Raw genomic sequence first — 2099 nt, forward strand, 5'->3', positions numbered from 1 at the left:
TGCGCATCCCCTTCGCCTGGAACCACATCACCCTCCACGCCACCCACGCCACCACCCTCCGCGTCCACCTCACCCCCACCACACCCGACACCGTCGGACTGGTCCTGTACGACGGCAGCGGCGGCCTGGTCGCCCAGGTCGGCGCGCTGACCACGCGGCCGGTGAGCCAGGAGCAGCTCGGCGCGGCTCCGGCCGCGGACGACGCGGGTCTTCACCTGCTGGAGTGGGCTCCGCTGCCCCCGGCCGACGATGTCGCGGTGCCGGGTGCGGTGGCCGTGGTCGGGCCGGCCGATCCGCTGGGTCTGGCCTCCGTGCTGGGCGACTGCGTCCGGTACGAGGATCTGGCGGCGCTGGGCGCTGCCGTGGACGGCGGCGCCGAGGTGCCGGGCAGTGTCCTCGTGACCGTGTCCGGCGACCGGGGCACCGGCGACGTCCTGGCGGCGACGCGGGCGGCGCTGTACCGGTCGACCGGTCTGGTGCAGGAGTGGCTGGCGGACGAGCGGTTCGCCGCGTCCCGGCTGGTCGTCGTCACCACCGGTGCGGTCGCCACCCGGCCCGGGCCGGAGATCCGGGACCTGGCGGCGGCTCCCGTCTGGGGTCTGCTGCGTTCCGCGCGGACGGAGAACCCGGAGCGCTTCGCGCTGCTGGACCTGGACGTCGTGCCGGCCGCCGGTTCGGCGGCGGCCCAGGCCGTGCTCCAGGTGCTGGCGGAAGGGCTGCCGGAGGCGGCGGTGCGGGACGGCGGTGCCCACGTACCGCGGCTGGTACGGGCGGCGGACGCGGCGGGGGTGCTGACCCCGCCGGCCGGGGCCGGTGCCTGGCGGGTGGACGTGACCAGCAAGGGCACGCTCGGCAATCTGGCGTTCGTACCGCATCCGGAGGGGGAGCGTGCGCTCGCTCCGCACGAGATCCGGGTGGCGATGCGCGCGGGCGGACTCAACTTCCGCGATGTGATGATCGGCCTGGGCATGTATCCGGGCGACGACGCCATGATCGGCGGCGAGGGCGCGGGCGTGGTCCTGGAGACCGGCTCCGAGGTGGCCGGGATCGCCGTGGGCGACCGGGTCTTCGGCATGTTCCCCTCGGGCGGTCTGGGGCCGGTCGGGGTCACCGACCACCGTCTGACGGCCCGGATCCCGCAGGGGCTGTCCTTCAACCAGGCGGCCGTCATCCCGGTCGTGTACCTCACCGCGTACTACGGCCTGACGGACCTGGCGGGGCTGCGGGCGGGCGAACGACTGCTCGTCCACGCCGCGGCGGGCGGGGTCGGGATGGCCGCGACGCAGATCGCCCGGCACCTGGGTGCCGAGGTCTTCGGCACGGCCAGCCCCGGCAAGTGGGACGTCCTGCGCGGCCTGGGCTTCGACGACGCGCACCTCGCCAACTCCCGCACCCTCGACTTCGAGCAGGAGTTCACGGCGGCGACCGCGGGCCGCGGCTTCGACGTCGTACTCGACTCCCTCGCCAAGGAGTTCGTCGACGCGACCCTGCGCCTCCTGCCCTCCGGCGGCCGCTTCCTCGAGATCGGCAAGACGGACATCAGGGATGCCGGGGAGGTGGCCGCCGCGCATCCGGGCGTCGCCTACCAGGCCTTCGACCTGATGGACGCGGGCCCGGAGCGCACCCAGGAGATGCTGCGGGAGCTGGTCGAGCTGTTCGAGGCGGGGGTGCTGACCCCGCCGCCGCTGACCGCGTGGGACGTGAGCCACGCACCGGCCGCGCTACGCCACCTCAGCCAGGCGCAGCACGTGGGCAAGACCCTCCTCACGCTGCCGCGCGGGCTGGACCCCGAGGGCACGGTCCTGATCACCGGAGCCACCGGCACCCTGGGCACCCTCCTGGCCCGCCACCTCGTCACCGCACACAAGACCCGCCACCTGCTCCTGACCAGCCGCCGCGGCCCCGACGCACCCGGCGCCACCGAACTCCGCACCGAACTCGAAGCCCTCGGCGCCACCGTCACCCTCGCCGCCTGCGACACCGCCGACCGCGAAGCCCTCACCGCACTCCTGGCCGCCATCCCCGCCGCACACCCCCTCACCGCCGTCGTCCACACCGCCGGCGTCCTCGACGACGGCACCGTCGACACCCTCACCCCC

1 protein-coding gene is annotated in these 2099 nt (G+C 74.8%); it reads left to right on the plus strand.

What is annotated here, in order from left to right; all coding sequences use genetic code 11:
• On the plus strand, nucleotides 1-2099 hold a 2099-nt coding region (locus ACIGFK_RS42435; RefSeq protein ID WP_400056156.1), incomplete at both ends, for a KR domain-containing protein.

Origin of the sequence: Streptomyces sp. NPDC085524 (assembly GCF_044541755.1) — a bacterium.
Classification (GTDB): Bacteria; Actinomycetota; Actinomycetes; order Streptomycetales; family Streptomycetaceae; genus Streptomyces.